Origin of the sequence: Nocardia sp. NPDC050712, from assembly GCF_040654295.1 — a bacterium.
GTDB lineage: Bacteria > Actinomycetota > Actinomycetes > Mycobacteriales > Mycobacteriaceae > Nocardia.
The window spans coordinates 805,420-827,847 of sequence record NZ_JBFAHT010000003.1; the positions used below are offsets into that span (position 1 = coordinate 805,420).

The window sequence follows — 22,428 nt, forward strand, 5'->3', positions numbered from 1 at the left end:
ACTATTCGGGGAGCAGTTCGAGCCGGACGCCGAGCAGGCGAACCGGACGCGTGAGCTCGAAACGGTCCAGGATCCGGACGGCCGTGTCCACGATGACGGCGACGTCGCCGGTCGGCTCGGGCAGCTTCGTCTGCTTGCTGCGCGTGTAGAAAGTGTTGCTGCGCACCGTGACCGCGACCCGGAACGGCACCCGGCCCGCGGCGGCCATCTCCTCGGCGACCTCGGTGGCCAGCCGCGCCACCTGGGCTTCGATCTCGGCGCGCTCGGTCAGGTCGTGCGGGAAGGTCTCGGATTTGCTGCGGCCCACGGGAACTCGCGGCTCGGTGGCGACATCGGTGTCACCCTTGCCCTTGCCGAGCACCCAGAGGTAAGGCCCGGTGTTCGGGCCGAACTCGGCGGCCAGGCGGTGCCGGTCGGCGGCCATCAGATCGCCGACCGTCTCGATACCCAGCTCGGACATGCGGGCCGCGATCCGCTTTCCGACACCCCACAGCGCCGAGGTGGGCCGATGCGCCATCACCTCGGACCAGTTCGCGGCGGTGAGCCGGAACATGCCGGTGCCGTCCGCCGGGGCGTCGGATTTGCTCACCGCCTTGGCGAATCCGGTCGCCAGTTTGGCGGTGAGTTTGTTGTCGCCGATACCGATGGCACAGGTGAGCTCCAATTCGGCGATGGCGGCACGGATCTCGGCGGCCAGCGCCTCGGGATCGTCGGTGTCGGTGGCGAGGAACGCCTCGTCCCAGCCCCACACCTCGACCCGGCCGGGGAAACCGCGCAGCACCGACATGACCTCTTCGGAGGCTTCCTCGTAGGTGGCCATATCGAGCGGCAGGAAGACGCCCTCGGGGCATTTGCGCTGGGCCGAGCGCAGGGCCATGCCCGCGTGCACCCCGAATGCCCGGGCCGGATAGGAAGCGCAGGTCACCACCTTGCGGGGCTCGCTCGGATCGCCGTTTCCGCCCACGATGACCGGCTGACCGCGCAGCTCCGGGTGGCGGCGGAACTCCACCGCCGCCTGGAACTGGTCGAGATCGACATGGAGCAGCCACCGGGCCATAGGTCCTTCCTACTCCATGACACCGACAGCCGGGAGCGACCGCCCGTGGGGGTTGCGCCCGACCGCAAAACAGAACTAAATTCTGTATATGAAGATTCGAGATCGGTTGCTGCTGGCGGCCGAGCGGCAGTTCGCCGAGCGCGGAGCGCTGGAGGCGACGCTGACGCAGATCCGCGATGCCGCGGGGGCCAGCGTGGGGGCGCTCTATCACCACTTCCCCGACAAGGCCGAGCTGTACCGCCAGGTGTGGGTACACGCGCTGACCGACTATCAGGAGCACTTCTGGGTGGCGGTCGGGCAGAGCACCGACGCGCAGGAGGGCGTCACCGCGGGCGTGCGTGAGCATCTGCGGTGGGTCACCGAAAACCAATACCGGGCAAAGGTTCTCACCTCCGCCCGGCCCCCGGGTGTGCGCGACAGCGACAGCAACCGGGAATTCTTCACCAACGTGTACCGCTGGTGGCGGACCCATGCCCGCTACGGCGCGGTGCGCGACCTGGACTTCGATCTCGTCTACGCGCTGTGGCTCGGCCCGGCGCAGGAGTACGCCCGGCAGTGGCTCGGCGGCGATATGCGCACCGCGCCCAAGGATGTCGGCAAGGAACTGGCCGACGCCGCCTGGATCGCGCTGCGCGCCGACGACCGCTGACCTCGACGCACAAGGAAGCCTTGATGACTCACTCGATCGCCTTGAATCACGAACTCGCCGAACAGGTCTTGGCGGCGCAGCCCTTCGCCCAGCTGGTCGGCGGCGAACTCACCGCCTTCGGCGACGGCGCGGCCACGCTGACCATCCCCATCCGTCCCCAGCTCGGCCAGCAGTTCGGTTTCGTGCACGGTGGCGTGCTGGCCTACGCCGCCGACAACGCGCTGACCTTCGCCGCGGGCACCGTGCTCGGCGCGAACGTGCTCACCGGCGGCTTCAGCATCACCTATCTGCGGCCGGCCGCCGGTATCCGCTTGCGCGCCGAGGCGAAGGTCACCGGCGCTACCCGGCGGCAGGCCGTGGTCAGCTGCGAGATCTACGCCGAGACAGCCGATTCCGAGCCGGTGCTGTGCGCGGTCGCACAGGGCACCACGCGCGCGGTGGAGCGCAAGCTCGACACGAACGGGACATAGCGAACGGGCCGGGCACGGTGGATTCCGTGCCCGGCCCGTTACACCGGCTCAGGCGGTCGCCGCGAACTTCGGGGCGGTCAGCGACGCTTCCCGCACCGGCTCGATGGCGTAGTTCAGGATCTCGGCCACGTCGGCGACGGGGCGGACATCCAGGGCGGCAAGGACTTCGGCGGGCACGTCATCCAGGTCCGGCTCGTTGCGGGCCGGGATGAAGACCGTCTTCAATCCGTTGCGCTGCGCGGCCATCAACTTCTGCTTGACGCCGCCGATCGGCAGCACCCGGCCGTTGAGGGTGACCTCGCCCGTCATACCGACATCCGCGCGGACCTGACGATCCAGCGCCAGCGACACCAGGGCGGTGACCATGGTGACACCCGCCGACGGACCGTCCTTCGGAACCGCGCCCGCCGGGAAGTGGATGTGGATGTTGCGGTCCAGGACCTTGGGCTCGATGCCGATCTCCTCCAGGTGCGAGCGCACGTAGGTGAGGGCGATCTGCGCCGACTCCTTCATGACGTCGCCGAGCTGACCGGTGAGGGTGAGGGCGCGCTCGCCCTCGGCGGCGTTGGCCTCGATGTAGAGGACATCACCACCCATGCCGGTGACCGCCAGACCGGTCGCGACACCGGGAACCGCGGTGCGCTCCACCCCGTCGGGGGTGAACCGCGGGCGGCCCAGGTAATCCTTCAGGTCGTCCAGGCCGATGGTCAGAGCCGTACTGTCCGAGCCGGTTTCGATGAGGTCGTAACCCAGCTCGGTGTCGTAACCCAGCCGGTCCGGCTGCGCCTGCGCCAGGCGGGTCGCCGCCTTGCGCAATGCCTTGGCGACCAGCCGCTCCATCTGCCGCACACCGGCTTCCCGGGTGTAGTTGGCCGCGATCTCGCGCAGCGCCGCCTCGGTGATCGAGACCTCCTCGGCGGTGAGCGCGTTACGCTCCAGCTGACGCGGCACCAGGAAGTCCCGCGCGATGGCGACCTTGTCCTCCTCGGTGTACCCGTCGACGGTGATCAGCTCCATCCGGTCCAGCAGCGGGCCGGGGATGGACTCCACCACGTTCGCGGTGGCGATGAACAGCACGTCGGACAGGTCCAGATCGAGATCCAGGTAGTGATCGCGGAAGGTGTGGTTCTGCGCGGGGTCCAGGACCTCGAGCAGCGCCGCCGCCGGATCACCGCGGTAGTCGGCGCCGACCTTGTCGATCTCGTCCAGCAGGACAACGGGATTCATCGAGCCCGCCTCCTTGATCGCGCGCACGACCCGGCCGGGCAGCGCGCCGACGTAGGTGCGCCGGTGGCCGCGGATCTCGGCCTCGTCCCGCACGCCGCCCAGGGCGACGCGCACGAACTTGCGGCCCAGCGCCCGCGCGACGGACTCACCGAGCGAGGTCTTGCCGACACCGGGCGGACCGGCGAGGACCAGCACCGCGCCGGAGCCACGCCCGCCGACCACGTCGAGTCCGCGCTGCGCGCGCCGGGCACGCACGGCCAGGTACTCGACCATGCGGTCCTTGACCTCGTCCAGCCCGTGGTGATCGGCGTCGAGCACCGCGCGGGCCGCCGAGATATCGGTGCTGTCTTCGGTTTTCACGGTCCAGGGCAGTTCCAGGACGGTATCCAGCCAGGTCCGGATCCAGCCGGATTCCGGGCTCTGATCGCTGGCCCGCTCCAAGCGGCCCACCTCGCGCAGCGCTTCCTCCCGCACGTTCGCGGGCAGGTCGGCCTGCTCGATCCGGGTCCGGTAGTCGTCGGCGCCGTCGGGCTCGTCCTCGCCGAGTTCCTTGCGAATCGCGTTGAGCTGCTGGCGCAGCAGGAATTCGCGCTGGGTCTTCTCGACGTTCTCGCGGACCTCGTCGCTGATCTTCTCGGTCACCTCGGCCTCGGCGATATGCGCCTTGGTCCAGTCGATCAGCGTGGTCAGACGCGCTGCGACATCGGGGGTTTCGAGCAGTTCGCGCTTCTGCTCGGCGGTCAGGTAGGAGGCGTAGCCGGCGGTGTCGGCGATGGCGGAGGGATCGTCGAGCTGGTTGACGGCGTCGATGATCTGCCAGGCCTCGCGGCGCTGCAGCACCGAGACGACCAGCTTCTTGTACTCGGCCGCGAGCTCGCGGGTGCGGCCGTCGGCGGCGCCGGGTTCGACCGGTTCGGCCTCGACCCACAGCGCGGCGCCCGGCCCGGTGACCCCGTGCCCGATCTTCGCGCGCCGTTCGGCCTTCAGGACCGCGGCGGGCGCGCCGCCGCGCATCCGGCCGACCTGTTCGATGGTGGCGACCACGCCGTAGGAGGCGTAGCCGTTGTCCAGCCGCGGTGCGACGAGGACCTGATCGGTCTTCGCGGCCCGGGCGGCGTCGATGGCGGCCTGCGCCGATTCGTCGAGTTCGATGGGCACGACCATGCCCGGCAGCACGACCGGATCGGTGAGGAACAGCACCGGCAGGTTCTGAGGTGTAGTCACGTCTTCGACCCTTCTGAAAGTTGAGCGATGCCCAGTCAACCTCCCTCGGTTCCGGTTTGTTCCTATCCTGGTCACGCGTTCGCTGACAGCGAATTCGCGACCTGATCAAAAATTATCGAAATTTGTGGTCGTGGGATGTCGAGAACAGGTCAGCGGCTCCGTCCCAGGGTTGAGAGCAACCGGAACCGACCGAGGAGTGACCCATGCATGAGACCGAGATCACCGAAATCCTGAACCGCCCGCTCAGCCAGGAGCTGCTGCACCGGGACCTGCTGCGGATGGCCTACGTCGCCAAGGACGGAACGCCGCGCAACATCCCGGTCGGCTTCGCCTGGAACGGCTCGGCGATCGTGGTCTGCACCGCCAAGAACGCCCCGAAGCTGCCCGGCCTGCGGCACAATCCCCAGGTGGCGCTCACCATCGACACCGAGGTGCATCCCCCGAAGATCCTGCTCATCCGCGGCCGCGCGGAGCTGGACGTGGTGGACGGCATCCCGGAGGAGTACCTGCAGATGAACGGCAGCTACCAGATGACCGCCGAGCAGCGCGTCGAATGGGAGGCCGAGGTGCACGCGCTCTACGACGGCATGGTCCGGATCGTGATCACCCCTACCTGGGTCAAGCTGATCGACTTCGACACCACCCTGCCCAGCGCGGTCGAAGAGCTGATCCAGCAGCGCGCCGCACGCCAGAGCGCCTGACCCGACCACACCGAGGAGACCATCATGACCAAATACCTGCTGCTCAAGCACTACCGCGGCGCGCCCGCCTCGGTCAACGACGTGCCGATGGACCAGTGGACGCAGGAAGAGGTGCTGGCGCACGTGCAGTACATGGCGGATTTCGGCGCACGCCTCGAGGCGTCCGGTGAGTTCGTCGAGCATCGAGCGCTGGCCCAGCAGGGCACCTTCGTCCGCTCCGACGGCGAGGGCCGCCCGCCGGTCACCGACGGCCCGTTCGCCGAGACCAAGGACCTGATCGCCGGGTGGACGATCATCGACGTCGAGAGCTACGAGCGGGCGCTCGAGCTGGCCGCCGAACTGTCCGCGGCGCCCGGCGCGGGCGGGCGGCCGGTCCAGGAGTGGCTCGAGATCCGGCCGTTCTTCGAGGCGCTGCCCACGGTGACCGAATGAACGAAGCGCTGCTGCGCGAACTCGTCCCGGCCGTGCTCGGCATCCTCGTCCGGCGTGGCGCGGACTTCGCCGCGGCCGAGGACGCGGTGCAGGAGGCGCTGATCCGGGCCCTGGAAACCTGGCCGGACGATCCGCCCCGCGATGCCAAGGGCTGGCTCGTCGCGGTGGCGTGGCGCAAGTTCCTCGACGCCACCCGTGCCGAAACCTCCAGGCGGGGACGAGAACTCGTGGTGGAGGTGGAACCGGCGGCGGGCCCGGTGCCCGGCACCGACGATTCACTGTGGCTGTATTTCCTGTGCGCGCACCCCAGCCTGTCCCCCGGGTCGGCCGTCGCGTTGACGCTGCGCGCCGCCGGCGGCCTGACGACCCGGCAGATCGCCGCGGCCTATCTCGTCCCCGAAGCGACTATGGCGCAACGGATCAGCCGCGCCAAACGGCGCATCGCCGGACTGCCGCTCGATCAGCCCGGCGATGTCACGACGGTGCTGCGCGTGCTCTACCTCGTCTTCAACGAGGGGTACAGCGGGGAGATCGATCTCGCGGCCGAGGCGATCCGGCTCACCCGCCAGCTCGCCGCCGCTACCGACGAGCCCGAGGTGGCGGGACTGCTCGCGCTGATGCTGTTGCACCACGCGCGCCGAGCGTCCCGCCGTGGCCCGGGCGGACGCCTGGTACCGCTGGCGGAGCAGGATCGAACCCGCTGGGACACAGCACTTATCGCCGAGGGCGTAGTGATCCTGCAAGCGGCGCTGGCCCGCGATCGGCTGGGCGAATACCAGGCCCAGGCCGCGATCGCCGCCCTGCACGCCGATGCCCCGAGCACCGGCGAGACGGACTGGGTGCAGATCGTGGAGTGGTACGACGAACTGCTGGCCTGCACCGACAGCCCGGTGGTGCGCCTGAACCGCGCGGTGGCGGTCGGCGAGGCCGACGGGCCGCAGGCCGGACTGGCCGCGCTGGCCGGACTGGACCCAGAGTTGCCGCGCCACACCGCTGTTCGCGCCTACCTGCTCGAACGCGCCGGCCGGCCCGAACAGGCCGCCGACCTGTACGCCGCGGCCGCCCGCGTGGCCACCACCGAGCCCGAACGCGACCACCTCACCCGGGAAGCGGCCCGGGTACGGGAGTCGCTGCGGTCCTGAGCCGAACGAATACGCCCGGGGCCTGCCGCGTCGCTCACCGGAACCGGGGACCGGCTGCCTTAGGGTTGTGCGACTGCGCCGCAGGTTATGGCCAGTTTCTCGGGTTACCCCCACGCGATCGAAGCCGAGCGGAGCGTCAACATGAACAGTGGCGTGCCACACGAGGATTGGGACCCGGAGCCCGCCTGGCGGGATCCCGCATTGCGGATGACGGATGTCTTACAGAGCCCGCCGCCGCAGCGCCGGGACTGGAGAGTGGCCGGCGTCGTGCTCGTGGTGCTGGCCGCGTTGATCAGTGTTCCCGCGGTCCTGGCCTGGGTCACCCCGGAACGGGAGACCCCGATGACGGCCGACTCGGTCGTCGAACTGACCGGGGCGGGCAGCACACCCGACACCATCACCTTCACCGGCGTCGACGGCTGGAACCGGCGCCCCACCGGCGACGCCTCCTCGGCGCTGCTGACCAAGGACGGCGCGGTGCTGGCCGTGAACGTGGTCAACGGCGTGACCGACTTCCAGGCCGCGGCGGCCTGGCGACTGAAGGTGCTCGGCGCCGAGGGCTTTCCGGCCGAATGGGATCGTGGCTGGGAGATCTGGAACGACCACGGCTTCGCCGGACCGGTCTGCCGCGGCACCGAGGCCGCGGGCCACTGCGTCGTCCTCGGTAACAAGAACCTGGCGGTGACGGTCATCCTGCGCGGCGACGACGTGACGCTGGCGCAGCTGGACCAGATCGCCGAAACATTGCGGGTCGAGCTGCCGTGAGCAGATCCCCGGTGTTCTGGGTGTACTGCCTGGCACTACTAGCCGGCGGGCTCGGACTGCTCTTCCAGCTGTACCCGGTGCTGCTGCTGACCTGGCGCGACAGCCTGGTCGGGGCGCCGTTCGTGCTGGCGACCGGCTTGGTGTTCGGCGCCCTGATCCTGTACCTGGATCGCCTGCGCGCCCACCGCTGGATAGTCCGAGCCCTGGTCATGGGCTTTCTCTGGGGTGCGCTGGCCGGGCCGGGCATCGCCATGTGGGCCAACGACCACAACCTCGCGGTCATCCGGAACCTGGGCGGTGACGCCTTCGCCATCAACTGGCAGGCCGCGATCTCCGCCCCGATCGTCGAAGAGTCGATCAAGGGCCTCGGCGTCTTCACCGTCGCCTGGCTGTGGCGGTCACTGCTGTGGCGGCCGATCCACGGGCTGTTGCTCGGCGGTTGCACCGGATTGGGTTTCCAAGTCGTGGAGAACGCCACCTACGAGGCCAACGCCGGGCTGTCCGCGGCGCAGCCCGAGGCGGCCGACGCGATCCTGGTGGGCCTGCTGCGATTGTTCACCGGGCTCACCTCGCACTGGATGCTCACCGCGTTGGCCGGTATCGGCATCGTGCAGGCCGTGGCGCGCGCCGACTGGCCGATGGCCCGGCGGGTCCGGGTCTTCGTGACGTTCTATCTGCTCGGCGTCGGCTTCCACTTCCTCTGGGACTCCCCGCAACCCCAGGACGATTTCCCGCTCGGCATCACGCTGCTGCGGATGGTCGCGGCGCTGCTGATCTTCGGGGTGATCTACACCGGGATCGTGCGCGGCGAGCGGCGCTGGTTCCGCTCCACCATTTCCACCGCCGTGCGCAAGGGCATCGCACCGGCCGAGGAGCCGGCCATGTTGATCACCCGGCACACCCGCCGGATCGCGCGCAAGGCGACTCGCGAGCGCTTCGGCCCGGCCGGTCCTACCCGACTCGACCTGCGGCGGCGGCAGCGCCGGCTGATCGACTGGGTCCAGGGTTACGGGACCTATCTGCACGTGAGCGCTCGCGTTGACACCCCTGCGAAGGCAATGAGACTGTTGGGAACTTAATTGCTCGAGGTCAGGTTCTAGGGGGATCCCACGATGGCAACACTCGCCTCGGGCGTGTTCATCGACTGGGAGCAGCTGACCGGGCAGTCCAAGTTCGTCGTCGAGTTGATCACCTTCCCGATCTTCAGCGCGCTGGCCGGCTGGCTCACCAACTGGACCGGCGTGCTGATGCTGTTCTGGCCGCTGCAGTTCCGCGGTTTCCGGATTCCGGGCCTGCACCTGCTCTACCCGTATTTCCCGCGCCGGGTACAGGTGCTGCCCACCTTCTCGGGGGACGGGCGGCGGCTCGGGTTCCAGGGCTTCATTCCGGCGCGCGCGGAGAAGATGGCCAGCATCTGCGTCGACAAGGCGCTGATGCGGATCGGCAGCCCCCGCGATTTCGTCCACGAACTCGACCTCGACGGCATCGCCGACTACATCGCCGAACTCGCGCGCGGCCAGGTGAAGCCGATCGTCGACGAGATCATGTACCGGGAGAACCCGGACCTGTGGCGCACCGTGCCGCGCCAGGTCAAGCAGGTGGTCTACCAGCGAGTCGACAAGGAGCTGCCGCGGCTGTGCGCGCGCGCCTTCGAGACGCTCGGCGACAACATCGACCAGCTCATCGACATCAAGAGCTTCGTCATCCGGTACCTGCAGGACAACCCGTACATCCTCAAGGATCTCACCACCACGATCGCCGCCCCGGAGCTGAAGTTCATGGTTCGGATCGGCCTGCTCGGCGCGCCGTTCGGCTTGCTGCTGGCGCTGTATCTGCATGTGCACGCCACGATCCCGGTGCTCGGCTGGCTGCCCGCGTGGGCGATCGTGCTGGCCAGCTCCGCCGCGATCGGCGTGACCGTCAACGTCATCGCGGTCAAGATGGTGTTCGAGCCGGGCGACCCGCAGCCACGCTACAAATACCTGTGGCGGCAGGCGCTGCTGGCCAAGCGGCAGCCCCAGGCCGCGACGGATCTGGCGCACATCCTGGCCTATCAGGTGCTGACGCTGCCGAACCTGGCCGGCGAACTGCTGGACGGGCCGAACGGCGACAAGACCCGGCAGCTGATCGAGCGCCTGGTCTCCGACGAGATCTACCGGCAGCTGGGCCCGACCACCTCGATGGTGCGGGCCGCGTTCGGCAAGCGGCAGTTCGACAACTTGAAGGTCGGTGCGGCCGGCGCCGCGGTCGGCCTGGCGCCGAGCATGATCGCCGACGAGGAGTTCGCGCGCGAACAGGCGCACAAGATCGACGAGTTCGCCGCGCGGAAGCTGCAGGAGTTGAGCCCGGGCGAGTTCATGGAGATGTTCTACGCCTCGGTCGAGCAGGACGCGTGGCTGCTGTACCTGCACGGCGCGCTGCTCGGGCTGGTCGTGGGTGCGACCCACCTGGTCCTTTTCGGCTGGTGAGCGGGCGATCGCCGTAAATCCGCAATAACAAGCACGCGTGCTTGCATTTTTTCTGGCGCGCTGCGATGCTGAGCGGCATCGGTGCACGCCGCGGTGCGCCCCGCACACCCGCGAGGAAAAGATGGCTGACCTAGAGGCGCTGCTCGCCGATTTCACCGGCGAATGCGCGGACCTGGAGACCCTGGTCGCCCCGCTGTCCCCGGCCGACTGGGCGCTGCCGACCCCGGCCGCGGGCTGGACCATCGCCCACCAGATCGGCCATCTGGCCTGGACCGACGAGGTGGCCACGCTCGCCGCCACCGACGCCGAGCGGTTCACCATCCTGGTCACCGAGGCCGCGCCGAAGGTGCTCACCTTCGTCGACGAGGCCGCGGCGGAAGCGGCCACCGCGGCGCCCGCAGATCTGCTGAACCGGTGGCAACGTGGTCGTTCCACGCTGGTCGACGCGTTGCGCGCGGTCCCCGTCGGCACCAAACTGCCCTGGTTCGGTCCGCCGATGAGCGCGGCCTCGATGATCTCGGCACGCATCATGGAGACCTGGGCACACGGTCAGGACGTCGCCGACGCGCTCGGCGCCACCCGCGTGCCCACCGCACGACTGCGCAATATCGCCCACATCGGCGTCCGGACCCGGAACTTCGCCTACCAGGTGCGCGGCGAGACCCCGCCCGCCACGGAATTCCGGGTGGAACTGGACGCGCCCGACGGCACGGTGTGGACCTGGGGGCCGGAAACGGCCGAGCAGCGGATCACCGGGGCGGCCGCGGACTTCTGCCTGCTCGTGACCCAGCGCCGGCACCGCGACGATCTGGCCTTGACCACCGAGGGCGCGGATGCCGCACATTGGCTGACCATCGCGCAGGCGTTCGCGGGACCCACGGGGGAAGGACGCAAAGCGGGGCAATTCGGCTGAACCGGCTGGACCTGAGCCCAGCCGGACCATCCGGCCCCGATCCGAATGTTTCGGAGCCGGCGAGCATCACACTTGGGTGCGCCGTTCGTGTCGGCCGGACGCCGTTGGCCGGGTGTCTCGATGTGGCAGTCGAGGATGACGCTCGCCGACTACCCCTCTATTTACCCGCTGGATGCCCGCAGGAAACATGACACCTTCACTTACCCGGTTTGCTGGGGTTCACACCCGGGCCGATCGGGTTGTGATCCTGCTCGCACGGGCGGGCAGGCCGCGCGCCCCGAGACGTAACCTGGACGGACGTACGGCTTTCAACGATGCGGGCCGTCGTCAGGGGAGATAGCGCCCAGGGAAGGGGAAGCATCGTGCACGCACACAATCCTGCCCAGGTCATCCGGCATACCGCCATCGTGCTCGCCGGTGTTGCGAGTATCGGGCTCACCGGCGCGGCCGGCGCCTACATCATGGGTCAGATGAGCGACCTCCAGCGCGCCGAGTCGGCGGCGCCGCCCGCGCTCATCGACCGGCACGACTCCGGCACGGACGAACCCGGCCTCGCTCCGCACCCCACGACGACCGCCGCCGTGCTACTCACCAGCGAACACCACCGCCTGCCCGGCGCCGACATCGCGCCGCCGCAGCCGGTGCTGGAACCGGCTGTCCCACAGGTTTTCTCGACGACACCGCCGCCCAGCACCGGCCTCACCGGCACGCTGCGCCTCGGCGAAACCACCTACGTCGGCGCACAGGTCGCGCCGGTACGCAGCAACACCTTCGCGATCACCTTGGACACCAACGTGTTCTCGACGTTGTCGAATTTTCTACTGTCCGAGCCGATTCGCGAAGGGCTGGGCACCCAGCCGGAGCAGGCCGGTGTCACCAGCCTGCGCACCGAATTCGACAGCAGCGCGGGTGTGACCCTCGTGTTCTCCGACCCGGCGCTGGGCGAGCACGCGATCCAGTTGAACCGGAATCCGGCGGACGAAGCGCCATCGCAGCCCACATCGCCGTCTGCGCCTGGCACCATTACGGTGTGACGGCGGCCGGTACCTCCCCCACCTACGACTACTGCGTCCTCGGCGGCGGCATCGTCGGTGTCGCCACCGCGTACGAGATCCTGCGCCGCGAGCCCGGCTCGACGCTGGTCCTGCTGGAGAAATCCGGCGCCCTGGCCACCCATCAGACCGGCCACAACAGCGGTGTCATCCACTCCGGCATCTACTACGAGCCGGGCAGCCTGAAGGCCGAGCTGTGCCGTCGCGGCGCGCAGTGGACCAAGGATTTCGCCGCCGCCCAGGGCATTCCGTACGAGGTCTGCGGAAAGCTGCTGGTAGCCACCGATTCCGCGGAGTATCGGCGACTGCTCGCACTGCATGAACGCTCGGTCAGCAACGCCGTGGAGGTGGAACTGCTCGATGCCGCCGAACTGCGCCGCCGTGAGCCCCGGGTAACCGGTGTCGGCGCCCTGTTCGTCCCCGGCACCGGCATCATCGACTTCACGAAAGTCGTCGTGGCGCTGGCGGATTCGGCCCGGCAGGCGGGCGCGGAGGTCGTGCTCGACGCGGAGATCACCGCACTCACCGAAACCACCGGCACGGTTACGGCGGCCGGGCCGGCCGGTTCCTGGACCGCCCGCAAGCTGGTCGTGTGCGCGGGCCTGCAGGCCGATCGCATGGCGCGACTCGCGGGCCTGCCCACCGATTTCCGCATCGTGCCCTTCCGCGGTGAGTACTACCAGCTGCCGCCGGAGCGAAAAGACCTGGTGCGCACCCTGATCTACCCGGTGCCCGATCCGAGCCTGCCGTTCCTCGGCGTGCACCTGAGCCCGACCATCGACGGCACCCTCACCGTCGGCCCGAACGCCGTCCTCGGGCTGGCGCGCGAGGGGTACCGCAAAGGCAGCGTGAATCTGCGTGACGCCCGCGAGGTCCTCGGATACCGCGGCCTGCACCGGGTGGCGCGCAACCACGTCCGGACCGGCGCGCGCGAGCTGCGCAACTCGCTGTTCAAACGCGGCTACCTCGCCGAATGCCGCCGCTACTGCCCGGAATTGACCCTCGCGGACCTGCGGCCCCGGGAGGCGGGCATTCGCGCGCAGGCGGTGCTGCGCGACGGCACCCTGGTGCACGACTTCATGATCGAACGCACGGCCCGCATGGTGCACGTCCTCAACGCGCCCTCCCCCGCCGCGACCTCGGCGATGCCGATCGCCGCCCACATCGTCGATCTCCTGCACACCTGAGCCCGGGGGCGGGATTCGCGATATCTCCTAATAAAGAGGAGAGCTGTAGTACTTTTATCGCAGCCGTGGATCGCCGCCGAAAATCGGGCAGGGAGGGCCTCATGGGCCACATCAAGTACGCGAGTGACGTCGGCGCACCGGTCGAGGCGGCGTTCAGCTACACCGACAACCACGTCTTCGTCCCCGACTGGATGTTCGCCGTCAGCGCGTTCGAACCGGTCGGCGAGCTCGATCAAGGCCTCGGCGCCCACTACGCCGCGACCGCCCGGATGGCGATCTGGCGGCCCGTCCTGGACTGCGAGATCACCGAGTACCGCCGCAATGTGGTGATCGGCTACACCCTGCGCGGCGCTCTTCCCGGCACGCTCACCCTGCGCTTCGATCCGCTCGGCTACGGGCGTTCGGTGCTGACCTCGGAGGCGGAGTACGCTGCTCCGCGAGGATTCCCCGGCCGCATCTGCGCTCGCCTGGTGGATTCCGCGGTGCGCTCGGCGCTTCGCCGCACCGAGTCGCAATTGCGAAGGGAGATAGAGGAATTCCACGGTACCGATCTTGTCGGCCGGATTGCGTAGGGTGCCAGCCATGATCATCGTGAGCACCGACGGATCCTGCCTCCGCAACCCCGGCGGCGCCATCGGCTGGGCCTGGGTCAATCACGAGGGCGGCGCCGACAGCGGCGGCGGCGCGTCCGGCACCAACCAGATCGCCGAGCTGCTCGCGGTATCCGAGGCGATCACCGCCCACCCCGGCGCCGAACCGCTGCTGATCGAGAGCGATTCGCTCTACGCCATCAAGTGCTCCTCGGAGTGGATCAACGGCTGGCGGCTCAACGGCTGGCGCACCGCCAGCGGTGGCGCGGTGAAGAACGTCGAGATCATCAAGCAGATCGATCGGGCCATCGCCACCCGCCCGGGGCCGGTGCGGTTCCGCTGGGTGCGCGGGCACGTGGGGAACTACTTCAATGAAAAGGCCGACGTGCTGGCTGGGGAAGCGGCACGGAAGGCGGCAGCGGCAGGGCCAGGCACCGAGACGGCGCTGCCGATAGAGAAGCCGGTCGCCGAACAGGCACCGGCGGCGCCCGTGCGGCCGGCTCCGGCACCGACCCCGGAACCGGCCCCCGCGCCACCGGCTGCTCAGACCTTGACCCTGTTCTGAGCGGCGAAAAGAGCCCCGGCTCGGTGGTACTGGGACCCACCGAGCCGGGGCTCTTCGCTTTGCCTGATGTTCGCTAGTTGCCCGGGGCCGGCGCCGGAGCCGGCGTGTTCGCCTGCGGCGCCGGGTTGGTCGTGCCCGGCAGGCCGGAGCCCGCGCCCTTGAGCATCGGCGAATCCAGCTTGCTCACCTTCCACTTGCCGTCGGTGTGCTGCAGATCCGCGACGATCGCGACGTACTGGCGATCGGGGTTCGGCTGGGTGAAGTTGGTCCGGTAGTTGACCATCGTCACCAGGACCTTGGCCTGCTCGGTGTCACCGGACTGGAAGCCGCACTCGACATTGTCGGTCCAGGACTTGACCTGCGCCTGCACCATGGCGTCGCTGAGCGCCTTGGAGGCGTCGTCGAATTCCTTGAGGAAATCGCCGGTGGCGCCGTCCTTGACCTTGCTGAAGTAGGCCGGCAGGTCCTTGGAGAAGTCGTAGGTGGAGACATCGCTGCCGAAGGTGCAGGCCGCCTTGGTGGCGGCGTCTACGGCGGCTAGTTCGTCGCTCTTCTTGTTCGCCTGCAGGTAGAACACGACCACCGCGGTGACCGCGGCGACGAGCAGGATGCCCGCGGCGAAGGCGGCGATGATCGGCAGGCTGCTCGACGAGCGCCCCCCGCCGGCGGGCGTGCTGGTGAAGTCCGAGGCATTCGGAACCGCGGCCGCGCTCGCCTTGGCGGGCTTCTTGGCCAGATCCGGCTGCGCCGTCACCGCGGCGGTCTCGGCCTTGACCGTCTGCTCGGCCGCTGCCTTGTCCGTGACCTCGGTCTTCTCGGTAGCCGCCGCGTCGGTAGCAGCGACCTCCTCGGTGACCTCGGCGTCTTTATTGGTGTCGGCGTCGTCCTTGGACATCGATACAACCTGCACTTTCCCGGCGCCCGGGGGCGCCGATCGGCTAGCGGCTCACCTGGGCGAACCGTACGCGTTGCTGCGAGTATGCCCGGTCCGGTGGTAGCACCCTCGGACGGGGTGTGACTCACCGCACCGGCGGAAGGGTCCGTTCGTTCGGATCCGCGTTCGGCGGCATCTGTGCGCCGTTGTTCGGCACGTCCGGACGCGGTGCGTTGGCCGCGCCTCGGATCTGCTGACCCGGGGGCGGGTTCGCGCAGTAGTTCCACTTGGGCATGGTGTTGTCGGAGACGACCTCATTGCGGACCGGCGGTGTGTCGTAGTAGCAGGTCGGACGGGGCCAGACATCCAGGATGGTGTGGAATTCACCGTCGTGGGCGGGCACACCGAGTGCGTCCAAACCCAGTGCCAGCGACGGGAACAGCGCCCGCAGCGCCGGCGTGCGCAACTGCGCGGCCTTGGTGATGGCGACGAAGTTGGCGGCCAGGCTGGTGATCGGATCGGCGGTGCGATCCAGTACCGCGCCCAGGCTGGTGAACTGACCCGGCGCCTGATCGAGGATCGCCTGCAGTTCCGCGTTCGCGTTGTTGAACTGGTCGAACAGCACCCCCGAATTCGAGGTGAGGGTCGCCAGATCGGGCTGCGCGTGCGAGGTGGTCTCGGTGATGACGCGCAGGTTCGAGATCAGGTTGGTGGTCTGCGGCAGCAGGTTGTCCAGGCCGTAGGAGGCCAGGCTGACGCCGTTGATCAGGCCGCGCAACTGATCCGGTCCGCCGCTGAGCGCGATGTCGAGCTGGGACAGGATGACCGCGAACTTGTCGGGATCGACCTGCGAGATCAGGGCGGTGGTGTTGTCGAGCACCGACCAGATCGGCGTCGGGGTCTTGATCTTCTCGGGATCGAAGCCGATCACCTGGCCGTCGCGCAGGTACGGGCCCTGCTCGCCGGCCGGCCGGAAGTCGATGTACTGCTCGCCGACACCCGAGAGCGCCTGCACCGAGATCAGCGTGTCCTGCGGGATCCGGTAGTCGGCGTCGATCTCGGCGGTCGCGGCGATGGCCTGCCCGCGGTCGGTCAGCTCGATGGAATCGACCTTGCCGATGCGGTAACCGCGCAGCGTGACATCGTTGCCGGGCTGCAGACCGCCGGAGCGGTCCAGCTGAACGGTCACCGTGTAGGTGTCCTGCAGCGGATTGATCCGCATGATGCTGATCATCAGGTAGGTGGCGCCGATGACCAGCACCAGGATCAAGCCCGCGTTCGAGAGGAACAGCTTGCTCCGCAAGAAACTTCCGACGCGGCTCATCGTTGACCCCCCTGCACCCGACTCTGAATCACCTGCAGGACTTGCAGGAAGCTGCCGGTGAAGTCCGACAGATCGTTCAGGTCGAACAGCTTGCTGTTCGGCGGGTCGGTCAGCAGGCCGACGTCGAGCTGGGTCAGCGTGACGTAGGTGGCCAGCGACTTGCCCTTGAAGCTGGCGTCGGCCTTGGGCCGGATCTCGTGCAGCTGGTCGAGCGCGTAACCGAACTTGTCGCCGGTGGCGCCCAGCGCGTCCATCAGGCTGCGCAGGTTGACGAGCAGATCGCCCAGCTGGTCACCGGTGGTGTTGGAGAAATCGCCGAGCGCGGCGCTGGTGGTCGCCACCTTGGTGAGCAGATCACCGAGCGCCCGGTTGTTCTCCGCGACCGCGCCGATCATCTGCGGCAGGGTGTCGGCGACCTGACCGAGTTCGTTGTGCCGGGACTCGATGGTGGTGGCCAGCGTGCCGAAATTGGCCAGCACATTGTCGATGTGCTGGGTGTTGGCGTTGAGACTGCCGACCACGCCGGTCATTTCCTTGATCAGGTGCCCGACCTGGTCGCCGCGGCCACCGACGATGGAGTCCAGCTCCGAGGTCAACCGGCTCAGGCTGGCGATGCCGCCGCCGTTGAACAGCATGGAGACCGAGATCAGCAGCTCTTCGACGGTGGCGCCGGCCGAGGTGACGTCCAGCGGCAGCGTGTCGCCGTCGCGCAGCGTCTGCGCGCCGGGTTCGGTCTTCGGCTTGGAGACCGCGACGAACACGTCGCCGAGCGGTGTCGCCTGCCGCAGTTCGGCCGTGGTGCCCTTGGGCAGTTCGATATCGCTGCGGATGGTCAGGTCGACGACGGCCTGGAAATTCTTGGTCTTGATATTGGTGACCACGCCGACGTCGGAGCCGCCGATCTTCACCTTCGCCTGGTCGGGCAGATTCAGCGCGTTCTCGAACACCGCGTGCACGGTGTAGGTGTCGTCGCCGGGGCCCGGTTTCGGCAGCGGCAACTTCTCCACCGTGAACCCGCAACCGGAGCTCACCCCGACCGCGGCCACACCCGCGAGCGCGACAATGGCTTTACGAGCCTTGATCATTCGGTTCGTCATTTCGTCAGTCCGAGCAGCGCCGCGGTCAGACCGTAGTCCGGCCCGAAGTCCTGCATATTGCCGGTGCGGCAGCCGTCGGCCCGCATCTGGATCCGCTCACAGAACAGGCTGACGATCTCGCCGCTGAGCGCGGTGCCGATGACGCCGTGCAGCCGGATGAACCCCTTCTCGCGGTTCACCACGCGGTCCATGTTCTGCAGCAGCAGCGGCGCGGTGTCGACGATCTCGGTGAGTCCGTAGGCGTTGGCGCGCAGCTGGTTGGTCACCGTGGTCAAACCGGTGAGCGTGCCCGACAGCTTGTCCTCGTACTGCACGAAGACCGAGCTGGTGTTGGCCAGGAAGTCGTTGATCTGGCGCAGGGTCGCTTCCAGGCCGGGTGCCTGCTCGGCGAGCAGGCCGGTCATCTGGGTCATCCGGTTGCTGAAATCGCGCACCGACTGGTCGTTCTCGGCGAGCATCGTGGTCAGCTCGTTGAGCTTGATGATGATGTTGGAGACGGCGTCCTTGTTGTCGACGCCGACCTTCAAGGCGCCGGACAGCGCGTTGAGGGTGTCGCGCATCTTCTCGCCGTTGCCGTTGGCCAGCGGGTACAGCACCCGGCCGGAGAGCGCGCCGACGCCCTCCTGGCCTTCCTGCGGCTTGAGCGCCGCCGCGAACTGATCGATGGTCTTGATCATCGTGTCCAGCTCGACCGGTGTCCGGGTGCGCTGCAGCGGCAGGTGCTCGCCGTCGCGCAGCGCGTCGCCGCCGGTGTAGACCGGGGTCAGCTCGATGTGCCGGTCGGTGACGATGGACGGCGAGATGATCGCGGCGATCGCCTCTTTGGGGATCTTGGTGTCGTTGTCGATGGACATGTGCACCTCGACGAAGGTGCCCTTGGGCACGATCTTGTCGACCTTGCCCACCTGCAGTCCGAGCACCGTGATCGGGTTGCCCTCGTACATGCCGGCGATGTTCTCGAAATCGGCGGTGATGCGCGTGGTGGTGCCGAGCGCGTCGTTCACCGAACTCGGTATCACCGAGCAGCTGCCGATCGCGAGCGCGGTCGCGCCCAGCATGACAGCGCGCCGGAGCTTCTGATTCCTCAACCGGGTCCTCACGTTCATCCCTGGCACCCCTCGATGACTTGAGCACGGCACAACCAGTTGTCGGGGAACAGCCACGGCAGGCCGACCTCGGCGTAGTTGCCGTTGCTGCCCCAGGCGTTGCCCAGGTACCGCACCGAGGTGGGCGCGATGGACAGCAGGCGATCCAGGTTGTCCTTGTTCTTCTGCAGGCCCTCGGCCACGGTGTTGAGCTGGTCCAGCGTCGGGCCGAGCTGGCCGTCGTTCTCGGCGCCGAGCTCCTGCAGCTGACGGGTCAGCGTCGCGACGTTGTCGAGCAGCTGGCGCAGCAGGCCCTGGCGTTCCATCACCCGATTGGCGATCGCCTCGCCCTGGGTGATGATCAGCAGCACGCTGTTGCGGTTGTCGGCCAGCAACTGGGTGACCTTGTTCAGATCCTTGAGCAGGCTGTCCACCTCGTTGCGGCGGGCATCCATCACCTTGGCGACCGCGCCGACCGAGTCGAGCGCCTGCGCCATCAGTTCCGGATTGCTCAGTTCCTGGTTGATCACGTTCAGCGACTCGTTGAGCTTCTTGGTGTCGAGCTGCTCGAACTTCGGCGTGCCGATCTGCACGACGTCGGCCAGGTTATAAGGAACGTCGGTGTTGGACTTCGGGATCCGCTTGCCGGGCAGCCCGGAGCCGTCGCCCGGTTCCAGGTCGACATAGCGGGCGCCGAGCAGCGTGGCCATCTTGATCGACGCGCGTGCGTCCGGGCCCAGCTTCAGGTCGTTGTTGACGTTGAGCTCCAGCAGGACGTGATCGCCCTCGATCTTGGCCCCGGCCACCGTGCCGACCGGCACGCCGGCCACGTCGACCTTGTCGCCGACCCGGATCCCGGCGGCCTGGGCGAATTCGGCCTTGACCGTTTGATCGCCGACCCCGAGCAACCGGAACGCGCTGGAAACCACCAGCAGCACCACGATCACCAGGGCCCCGAGAATGCCGAGCCAGAAGTAGCGGTTGTTGTCGAACCTACGCTTGAGAGAAGTCATCATGGCCTGCACACCGCCGATTGAGATTTGCCAGCCAGCCCGGTCGAATCCAGGAACCCGCGGGGGAAGAGCACCCCGTACAGCGAGATATCCAGGTGGCAGATATAGGCATTGGCGAAGGTGCCTTCGGAGGTGAAGACACCCGCGTTCGCGAGAATGGCGGGCAGATCGATCGCCGCCTGATCCAGCTGCGCACCCGTGTTGATCAACAGGGCCAGGGTCGCGTGCGTGGAGTTCTGCGCCGCTTGGATCTTCGGTTGGACCTTGCCGATCATGTCGACCAGCGAGCCGGTCGCGTCCGCGATCGCCACGGTCGAGGTCTGCAGCGACTGGCCCTGTTCGTACAACCCGCCGATCAGCGATCGGGTCTGGGTCACCAGGGTCTCCAATTCATCACCTCGCTTGGCCAGTCCCTGCATCACGCCGGACAGGTTCACGATCACGTCGGTCAGGATGACGTCGCGCCGCTGGAAATCCGTGGCCAGGGCCGCGGCCTGGGTGACGAACGCGCTCAGCGAGACGCCGTCGCCCTGCAGGGCCTGGATGAAGGTTTCCGACAGGCGGTTCACCTGGTCGGGCTGCAGCACCTGGAACAGCGGCTGGAAACCGTTGAGCAGCGCCGAGACGTCGAAGGACGGCTCGGTGCGCTCCAGCGGAATGGTCGACTTGTTCTTCAGCGGCTGCGGCGAGGAGGCCTTGCCCGGAGCTAGCGCGACATAGCGCTGGCCGATCAGGTTCTGGTACCGGACCAGCGCTTTGGTGTCGTCGTAGAGCGTCTGATCGGACTGGACGATGAAGGTCACCTTGGCGTTGTTCTTGGCGTCCAGCTCGATCGTCTCGATCTTGCCGACGCGCACGCCCGCCATCCGGACGTCGTCGCCCTCGCGCAGACCCAGCACGTCGGTGAAGACCGCCGAGTAGGTCCGGGTGTCGCCGGGCACGATGCGCGCCAGGGTATTCCAGACGACCACGGTCACCAGGACCGAGACGATCGCGAACAGCGAAAAGCCGATAAGGGGTTTCTTGATACTCATGCCTCCGCCTCGCTGACGCTCGGCTGCGGCATGCGCATCGCACGCTGGCACATTGTTCGCTCGCTTCGCTCGTTCACCGGCTACCACCAGCAGGAGTCACTTGCAGCGTCCCGTTCTTCATGATCGTGCTGAGCAACAGCAGTTCCGAGGCCGTCGGCTTGCGGCCGAGCAGCTGCTGGATCGCGTCCTCACCCTGGTAGGAGATCGGGGCTGCGGCCGGCTTGACCTCCGGCTGGGCCGGAGCGGCCGGGGCCGCGGGCGCCTGCTGCCCGCCGCCGAGCAGACCCGGCAGCCACGGGAACAGTCCCTCGAGCGGGGTGCCCGAGAACGGCTTGGTCGGATCCGGCACCGCGACCGGCGCCGGCATGCCCTCGGTGGTCAGGCCGGGGATCATCGGCAGGCCGGGCACCGGGAGCAGGGCCGGCAGGCCGATGGAGGAATCCAGCCGGCGCGGCTTCAGGCTCTCCGGCAGCGGCGGCAGTTCGTTCACCGCGGGCGCGGTGGCACAGCTCGGTCCGGCCAGCTCGTCGTAGCGCGGGCAGTCGGCGACGGTCCACGGCTTGTACGGGGTGAGCGTGAGTCCGAGGTTCCACACCATCTGCTGCTGCGGGCCCCAGGTGAAGACCGACTGCAGCTTGTTCGTCGAGGTGCCCAGGTTCAGGATCGCCTGGGTGACCGCCTGCGGATCCGCGGCCAGGGCGCCGAACATGTCGCTGGTGCCGACCGTGAGTTCCTTGCCGACATCGGGATTGCGGGCGAACAGGTCGTTCACCTTGTCCACGGTGGAGCTGGTGCCGGTGAGCAGCGCGACCAGCTGGGCGCGGCGATCGGCGATGGTGCGCGCGGTCTGCACCGAGCTGTTCACCACGTCGAGCAACTCCGGCGCGGACTGGTTCAGCGCGCGGAACGACTCGGAGAAGTCGCCCAGCATCACACCGAGATCCGGGATGGACTCGTCTACCGACAGCAGCCAGCGATCCAGCCGCTCCACGGTCGAGCCGGGCATCCGGCCGCTGCCGTCCAAGGCTTGGGACAGCGTGCCGAGCACACGGCCGAACTGCACCGGGTCGATCTTGTCCAGCACGCGCTGCACCGAGGTCAGGGTGTCCTGCAGCGCGATGGTGCCCTCGCTGCGGTCCTCCTCGATCACGGCGCCCTCGGCCAGGAACTGATCGGCCGGGCCGTTGAAGACCAGTTCGACCGAGGTGACGGCGAACAGGTTGGAGGGCACGACACGCGCGGTGACGTTGGCCGGAACGCCCTTGGCCAGATCGGGCTTCAGCTCGATCCGCACCTCCTGCAGTTCGCCCTTGGCCGCGACGTCGACGCCCTTGACCGCACCGACCAGCACGCCGCGGAACTTCACGTCGGCTTTCTCGGGCAGGCCGTCACCGGTGGTGGTCAGCTGTGCGACCACGTTCACCTTCGGCACGAAATAGCCGCGGTACCTTGCCATCAGGAAGCCCATGATCAGCGCGAAGACGATGAGTCCCGCCACGCCGGCCAGCAGCAACTGCCGCATCGTGGGCCCACGCCCACTCGGATCAATGATCATCTCG

The 22,428-nt window shown here is 68.2% G+C and carries 22 protein-coding genes; 13 read left to right on the plus strand and 9 right to left on the minus strand.

Annotated features, from left to right (window positions below):
* Position 1: 1 nt before the first annotated feature.
* Complete coding sequence (locus AB0H76_RS24175) at positions 2–1,057, minus strand: DNA polymerase IV (RefSeq protein ID WP_357328056.1); 1,056 nt, start codon at positions 1,055–1,057, stop codon at positions 2–4.
* An 88-nt stretch (positions 1,058–1,145) separates the two neighbouring features.
* On the opposite strand from AB0H76_RS24175, the gene AB0H76_RS24180 reads away from it, so the two are divergent.
* Both AB0H76_RS24180 and AB0H76_RS24185 read left to right on the plus strand, forming a co-directional pair.
* Positions 1,146–1,706 carry a TetR family transcriptional regulator gene (locus tag AB0H76_RS24180; protein WP_357328059.1) on the plus strand — a complete coding sequence of 187 codons (561 nt, stop codon included), beginning with the start codon at positions 1,146–1,148 and terminating at the stop codon, positions 1,704–1,706.
* Positions 1,707–1,729: 23 nt separating this feature from the next.
* On the plus strand, positions 1,730–2,176 hold the full coding sequence (locus AB0H76_RS24185) for a PaaI family thioesterase (RefSeq protein WP_357328062.1): 447 nt from the start codon (positions 1,730–1,732) through the stop codon (positions 2,174–2,176).
* Positions 2,177–2,224: 48 nt separating this feature from the next.
* On the opposite strand, the gene lon is transcribed toward AB0H76_RS24185, so the two are convergent.
* Positions 2,225–4,627, minus strand: coding sequence for an endopeptidase La (gene lon, locus AB0H76_RS24190; RefSeq protein ID WP_357328065.1), 2,403 nt, complete (start codon positions 4,625–4,627; stop codon positions 2,225–2,227).
* A gap of 203 nt (positions 4,628–4,830) precedes the next feature.
* Here lon and AB0H76_RS24195 point away from each other — a divergent pair, with 203 nt between their 5' ends.
* The 11 genes from AB0H76_RS24195 (at position 4,831) to AB0H76_RS24245 (ending at position 14,442) form a co-directional block, all read left to right on the plus strand.
* Entirely contained in the window at positions 4,831–5,328 is a 498-nt protein-coding gene (locus tag AB0H76_RS24195; RefSeq protein ID WP_357328067.1) for a pyridoxamine 5'-phosphate oxidase family protein, read from the plus strand.
* A 24-nt stretch (positions 5,329–5,352) separates the two neighbouring features.
* Positions 5,353–5,760 carry a YciI family protein gene (locus tag AB0H76_RS24200; protein ID WP_357328070.1) on the plus strand — a complete coding sequence of 136 codons (408 nt, stop codon included), beginning with the start codon at positions 5,353–5,355 and terminating at the stop codon, positions 5,758–5,760.
* On the plus strand, positions 5,757–6,902 hold the full coding sequence (locus AB0H76_RS24205) for a DUF6596 domain-containing protein (protein WP_357328073.1): 1,146 nt from the start codon (positions 5,757–5,759) through the stop codon (positions 6,900–6,902). The genes AB0H76_RS24200 and AB0H76_RS24205 overlap by 4 nt, the downstream gene beginning before the upstream one ends.
* Positions 6,903–7,043: 141 nt before the next feature.
* The gene (locus tag AB0H76_RS24210; protein WP_357328076.1) at positions 7,044–7,667 is read left to right on the plus strand and encodes a hypothetical protein; all 624 of its coding nucleotides are present in this window, start codon (positions 7,044–7,046) and stop codon (positions 7,665–7,667) included.
* Positions 7,664–8,746, plus strand: a complete 1,083-nt coding sequence (locus AB0H76_RS24215; protein WP_357328079.1) for a PrsW family intramembrane metalloprotease — start codon at positions 7,664–7,666, stop codon at positions 8,744–8,746. Before AB0H76_RS24210 ends, AB0H76_RS24215 begins: the two co-directional genes overlap by 4 nt.
* Positions 8,747–8,779: 33 nt before the next feature.
* Positions 8,780–10,135, plus strand: coding sequence for a hypothetical protein (locus AB0H76_RS24220; RefSeq protein WP_357328082.1), 1,356 nt, complete (start codon positions 8,780–8,782; stop codon positions 10,133–10,135).
* A gap of 121 nt (positions 10,136–10,256) precedes the next feature.
* Positions 10,257–11,048 carry a TIGR03084 family metal-binding protein gene (locus tag AB0H76_RS24225; protein ID WP_357328085.1) on the plus strand — a complete coding sequence of 264 codons (792 nt, stop codon included), beginning with the start codon at positions 10,257–10,259 and terminating at the stop codon, positions 11,046–11,048.
* A gap of 362 nt (positions 11,049–11,410) precedes the next feature.
* Complete coding sequence (locus AB0H76_RS24230; RefSeq protein WP_357328087.1) at positions 11,411–12,082, plus strand: hypothetical protein; 672 nt, start codon at positions 11,411–11,413, stop codon at positions 12,080–12,082.
* Positions 12,079–13,287: an L-2-hydroxyglutarate oxidase gene (gene lhgO, locus AB0H76_RS24235; protein ID WP_357328090.1), complete on the plus strand. Its 1,209-nt coding sequence runs from the start codon at positions 12,079–12,081 to the stop codon at positions 13,285–13,287. Before AB0H76_RS24230 ends, lhgO begins: the two co-directional genes overlap by 4 nt.
* Positions 13,288–13,388: 101 nt before the next feature.
* Positions 13,389–13,859 carry an SRPBCC family protein gene (locus tag AB0H76_RS24240; RefSeq protein ID WP_357328091.1) on the plus strand — a complete coding sequence of 157 codons (471 nt, stop codon included), beginning with the start codon at positions 13,389–13,391 and terminating at the stop codon, positions 13,857–13,859.
* 10 nt (positions 13,860–13,869) lie between these two features.
* On the plus strand, positions 13,870–14,442 hold the full coding sequence (locus tag AB0H76_RS24245) for a ribonuclease H (protein WP_357328094.1): 573 nt from the start codon (positions 13,870–13,872) through the stop codon (positions 14,440–14,442).
* Between the two features lie 73 nt (positions 14,443–14,515).
* Here the strand turns inward: AB0H76_RS24245 and AB0H76_RS24250 are convergent, their stop codons facing one another.
* The 7 genes from AB0H76_RS24250 to AB0H76_RS24280 all read right to left on the minus strand — a co-directional run bounded on the left by AB0H76_RS24250 (position 14,516) and on the right by AB0H76_RS24280 (position 22,424).
* Positions 14,516–15,337, minus strand: coding sequence for a hypothetical protein (locus AB0H76_RS24250; protein ID WP_357328097.1), 822 nt, complete (start codon positions 15,335–15,337; stop codon positions 14,516–14,518).
* A gap of 124 nt (positions 15,338–15,461) precedes the next feature.
* On the minus strand, positions 15,462–16,640 hold the full coding sequence (locus AB0H76_RS24255; RefSeq protein WP_357328100.1) for an MlaD family protein: 1,179 nt from the start codon (positions 16,638–16,640) through the stop codon (positions 15,462–15,464).
* On the minus strand, positions 16,637–17,737 hold the full coding sequence (locus tag AB0H76_RS24260) for an MCE family protein (protein WP_357328102.1): 1,101 nt from the start codon (positions 17,735–17,737) through the stop codon (positions 16,637–16,639). Before AB0H76_RS24260 ends, AB0H76_RS24255 begins: the two co-directional genes overlap by 4 nt.
* Positions 17,734–18,843 carry an MlaD family protein gene (locus AB0H76_RS24265; protein ID WP_357328104.1) on the minus strand — a complete coding sequence of 370 codons (1,110 nt, stop codon included), beginning with the start codon at positions 18,841–18,843 and terminating at the stop codon, positions 17,734–17,736. Before AB0H76_RS24265 ends, AB0H76_RS24260 begins: the two co-directional genes overlap by 4 nt.
* Positions 18,840–19,835, minus strand: coding sequence for an MCE family protein (locus tag AB0H76_RS24270; RefSeq protein ID WP_357328107.1), 996 nt, complete (start codon positions 19,833–19,835; stop codon positions 18,840–18,842). The genes AB0H76_RS24265 and AB0H76_RS24270 overlap by 4 nt, the downstream gene beginning before the upstream one ends.
* Positions 19,835–20,869, minus strand: a complete 1,035-nt coding sequence (locus AB0H76_RS24275; protein WP_357328110.1) for an MCE family protein — start codon at positions 20,867–20,869, stop codon at positions 19,835–19,837. The genes AB0H76_RS24270 and AB0H76_RS24275 overlap by 1 nt, the downstream gene beginning before the upstream one ends.
* A 73-nt stretch (positions 20,870–20,942) precedes the next feature.
* Positions 20,943–22,424: an MCE family protein gene (locus tag AB0H76_RS24280; RefSeq protein ID WP_357328113.1), complete on the minus strand. Its 1,482-nt coding sequence runs from the start codon at positions 22,422–22,424 to the stop codon at positions 20,943–20,945.
* Positions 22,425–22,428: the final 4 nt, after the last annotated feature.